A 3,577-nucleotide genomic window follows, 5' to 3' on the forward strand; every position below is an offset into this window, starting at 1 on the left:
GTGGGTGTAGCTCAGTTGGTTAGAGCACCGGATTGTGGTTCCGGGTGTCGTGGGTTCGAGTCCCATCTCCCACCCCAGACAAAACAGGGATCGGGGCAATCCCGGTTCCTGTTTTCTTTCCGCATTGGGGCGTCGCCAAGTGGTAAGGCAAGGGACTTTGACTCCCTCATCCGCTGGTTCGAGTCCAGCCGTCCCAGCCAGCCATTCTGCCGCCAGCGGCGTTGAAATATATCATAAATCATGATCCGGTAGCTCAGTCGGCAGAGCAACTGCCTTTTAAGCAGTGGGTCCGGGGTTCGAATCCCCGCCGGGTCACCACGTCGGAGCAAAGTCCGCTCCACTCATAATCCCCACTCTTATGGGTGGGGATTTCTCGTACCGCTCTCTTGCTCCTCCTTTTCAAACCACAGCCGCTTCGCTGGGTTGTGGTTTGATTATAGGAGTAAGCCTGGAGATTGTTTCCTCGACCTTGCCAGCAAAAAACGACAGGCTTTGTCCTGTTGTTTTTTTGTTGGCGTTCTCCTAGTTTGCCAAAGGCAAACTGAGCCGCCGTGGAGGTGTGAGGTCTGACGCGTCTGCCCCGGCGATCAGCTGCTAAAAAGCGCAGGGCTGTTCTCTCTAAAAAAACGAGTCCGCCCCGGTTTCTCTCCGAAACGGCCCCGCTTTCACTTTTACACAAGAAATCCCAGGTGCTCCAACAGGATCTTGGAACCAAGCAGGATCAAAATGATGCCGCCGCACAGCTCCGCCCGCTTTTTATACCGGGCGCCGAAGAAGTTGCCCACGGCCACGCCCGCCAGGGAGATGCAGAAGGTAGTGCAGCCAATGACCGTGATGGCAGGCAGGATAGGGACCTCCAGCAGGGCAAACATCACGCCCATAGCCAGCGCGTCGATACTGGTGGCCACCGCCATCATCAGCAGCTTCCGGATATCCAAATCCACGGCGACAGCGCAGACTGCCGCCTCTTCCTCCGAAGACAGCGCCTCACGCACCATGTTTCCGCCGATAAATGCCAGCAGCACAAAGGCGACCCAATGGTCAAAGGACTGTATGTATCCGGCAAACTGGGAGCCAAGCAGCCATCCTGCAAAGGGCATCAGCGCCTGAAAGCCGCCGAAAAACAAAGCGATGATCCCCGCGTGGCGCCAGTTGAGCTTCGGCATACACAGCCCCTGGCAAATGGCCACCGCGAACGCATCCATTGACAGCCCCACGCCAGTCAAAAACAGTTCAAAAAGTCCCATGCTCCATCTCCACTCTCAAAGGATCACCGGCACCTGCCGCCGGATGTCCAGGCTGTCCGGCGCCACCGCGCAGTCATAGGCCAGAACGTGCACGCCATGGACCGCCGCCTCCCGCAGCGCCGCACCGAAGGCCGGATGGGTCACGTCGTTGGGCGCCACGCTGTTGATATTTTCCATTTGTACCACAAAGAACAGCGTCGCGTCAAGTCCCGTTTCCACCGCCCGCTGCAATTCATGGATGTGCTTCACACCCCGTTCTGTAGGGGCGTCTGGAAACCGAGCGGCGCCGTTCTCCTCCAGTGTGACCCCTTTGACCTCCACCAGATGAAGGCCGCGGGCCGTCTCCAGGCAAAAATCCAGCCGGGACTCGCCATAGACATATTCGCTCCGCACCGCCGTCACGTCCGGCCGAAAACCTCCAGAGGCCGCCCATTCCGCAAATACCTTGTTTGGAGCCTGGGCATCCATATTGATGAGCCTGCTGCCCTTCTCCACCGCGATCAGGTCAAAGGCTGTTTTGCGGGCGGGATTCCTCCCCCGCTCTAAATAGACCGTCGCGCCGGGGACCAGCAGCTCCCGGCACCGGCCCGTGTTCTTCACATGGACCACTTGAAGGCCCTCCGCCGTCTCCACATGGGCGATAAAACGGTTTGGCCGCGCAATGAAGCGCCCCTTTGTCACAGCATGGTATCGCATAAATGGTCCTTCCCTATTATAGTCAGTGTATGGTTATCATATAGGCAATTATAGGCAATCGGCTCCCAAAAATAAAGCTATTTTCAGGCAGCTTTATCCCGCTGCTTGCGTGTGAAACACGCAGTGATTGACTATGAGATCCAAATGATGGCCGCAAACTGCGGCCTGTCACAGCACCCGCGCTGTGACGCTTGGAAAGTGGTTTTGCCGCTTTTCAAGTTATTTGATTATAGCACAGGCCCTCTTGTTGATAAAGCCTATATAATCGTTTTCGTTCTAATTTTTTTCAGTATAATATGTGGAAAATGACCAAAGAAATTTTGACAACACGGATTGTTTTTCTTCCTTAAAATTGATACAATGTATTTAAATTTCGATTTGGGAGGGAATGTATGAACGACTATTCCAGCGTGTTTGTTTGTCTGATGGGCATGGGCACCGTGTTTTTCGGACTGATCTGCCTCATTGTCCTGACGACGATCATGGGCCGCCTCTGCGGACTTGGTAAAAAAACCGCTCCTGCGGCGCCGGCAGTCCCCGTCCCCGCGGCCGCTCCGGCGGTGGATCAGCAGGAGTTGGTCGCCGCTGTCGCCGCTGCTCTTGCGGAGGAACTGGGTACAGACATTACCGGCATCCGCATCCTGTCTATGAAAAAGCTGTAATTGAGAAAGGAAACAACGACCATGAAAAAGTACAGAGTAACCGTTAACGGCACCGCTTATGAGATCGAGCTGGAAGATCTGACCGGCGCGGCCCCTGCCGCCGCAGCGCCCACCGCTCCCGCTCCTGCCCCCGCTCCCGCGGCGGCCGCTCCGGCCGGCGGCGAGCAGGTGTCCGCTCCCATGCCCGGCACTATCCTGGCCGTCAACGTGGCCCAGGGACAGGCTGTGAAGAAGGGCGACGTGCTGATGATCCTGGAGGCCATGAAGATGGAAAACGAGATCATGTGCCCCTGCGACGGCACCGTCGTCTCCGTGAACACCTCCAAGGGCGCCGCAGTGGAATCCGGAACCCTGCTGTGCGTCATCCAGTAATGGAGGGCGTACGATGGAAGCTATCCTGAATTTTGTCAACGATACAGGCTTTACCCTGCTTTTGCAGGACGGCGGGTGGAAAAACCTCATCATGCTCTGTATCGCCTGTTTCCTGCTGTATCTCGGTATCGGCAAGAAGTTTGAGCCGCTGCTGATGGTCACCATCGCCTTTGGCATGCTGATGACCAATCTGCCCGGCGCCAATATGTTCCACGAGATCTTCTTCGCCGGCGGCCATGTCCACTGGGATCTGATCGGCGGCGGTCCCATCACCGCCCAATTCCTGTCGGAGATGAACACGCTGGGCGTGTCCCAGGACGTGCTGGCTCCCTATGTGGAGCAATTGATGGCCACGGCCCAGACCGCCTTCTCTCCGGAAGTGATCGAGACCATGATCACGGACCTGACCACTTCCGCCGAAGGCGCTATGAGCGTTTTTGAGGCGCAGCTCCAGGCGCTGCTCCAGGCGGAGCAGGCCGCTGCCTATTACGGCATGACCCTCTCCAATGTCACCGTCAGTGCCGGCCTCATCGACATCCTGTATCTGGGCGTGAAGCTGGGCATCTATCCCTGCCTGATCTTCATGGGCGTGGGCGCCAT

General features: G+C 57.0%; 5 protein-coding genes and 3 tRNA genes. 6 read left to right on the forward strand and 2 right to left on the reverse strand.

All coding sequences use genetic code 11. From position 1 onward, the window contains the following. The 3 genes from Q0Z69_RS16695 (at position 1) to Q0Z69_RS16705 (ending at position 318) form a co-directional block, all read left to right on the forward strand. Positions 1–77: transfer RNA gene (locus tag Q0Z69_RS16695), tRNA-His, on the forward strand. A gap of 48 nt (positions 78–125) precedes the next feature. After that, a tRNA-Gln gene (locus Q0Z69_RS16700) sits at positions 126–200 on the forward strand. Between the two features lie 42 nt (positions 201–242). Next, a tRNA-Lys gene (locus Q0Z69_RS16705) sits at positions 243–318 on the forward strand. A gap of 353 nt (positions 319–671) precedes the next feature. Here Q0Z69_RS16705 and Q0Z69_RS16710 read toward each other — a convergent pair. Then, a complete protein-coding gene (locus tag Q0Z69_RS16710) occupies positions 672–1,247 on the reverse strand; it encodes a manganese efflux pump MntP family protein (protein ID WP_298035532.1) in 576 nt (191 codons plus the stop codon). Between the two features lie 15 nt (positions 1,248–1,262). Continuing rightward, positions 1,263–1,943, reverse strand: coding sequence for a DNA/RNA nuclease SfsA (gene sfsA, locus Q0Z69_RS16715; RefSeq protein ID WP_298035533.1), 681 nt, complete (start codon positions 1,941–1,943; stop codon positions 1,263–1,265). Positions 1,944–2,335: 392 nt separating this feature from the next. Between sfsA and Q0Z69_RS16720 the strand changes: the two genes are divergently transcribed. The 3 genes from Q0Z69_RS16720 to Q0Z69_RS16730 all read left to right on the forward strand — a co-directional run. Next, positions 2,336–2,605, forward strand: coding sequence for an OadG family protein (locus tag Q0Z69_RS16720; RefSeq protein ID WP_298035534.1), 270 nt, complete (start codon positions 2,336–2,338; stop codon positions 2,603–2,605). A gap of 21 nt (positions 2,606–2,626) precedes the next feature. Beyond that, positions 2,627–2,977: an acetyl-CoA carboxylase biotin carboxyl carrier protein subunit gene (locus Q0Z69_RS16725; RefSeq protein ID WP_298035535.1), complete on the forward strand. Its 351-nt coding sequence runs from the start codon at positions 2,627–2,629 to the stop codon at positions 2,975–2,977. A 13-nt stretch (positions 2,978–2,990) separates the two neighbouring features. Further along, positions 2,991–3,577 (forward strand): sodium ion-translocating decarboxylase subunit beta (locus Q0Z69_RS16730; protein ID WP_298035536.1); only part of this gene is annotated, 587 nt, incomplete at its 3' end.

Source organism: uncultured Dysosmobacter sp., from assembly GCF_947631165.1.
Taxonomy (GTDB): domain Bacteria; phylum Bacillota; class Clostridia; order Oscillospirales; family Oscillospiraceae; genus Oscillibacter.

Bases quoted from the DNA above. Each gene is read 5' to 3' on its own strand.
- sfsA (WP_298035533.1), bottom strand. From the start codon at position 1,943: ATGCGATACCATGCTGTGACAAAGGGGCGCTTCATTGCGCGGCCAAAC.
- Q0Z69_RS16720 (WP_298035534.1), top strand. From the start codon at position 2,336: ATGAACGACTATTCCAGCGTGTTTGTTTGTCTGATGGGCATGGGCACC.
- Q0Z69_RS16725 (WP_298035535.1), top strand. From the start codon at position 2,627: ATGAAAAAGTACAGAGTAACCGTTAACGGCACCGCTTATGAGATCGAG.
- Q0Z69_RS16710 (WP_298035532.1), bottom strand. From the start codon at position 1,247: ATGGGACTTTTTGAACTGTTTTTGACTGGCGTGGGGCTGTCAATGGAT.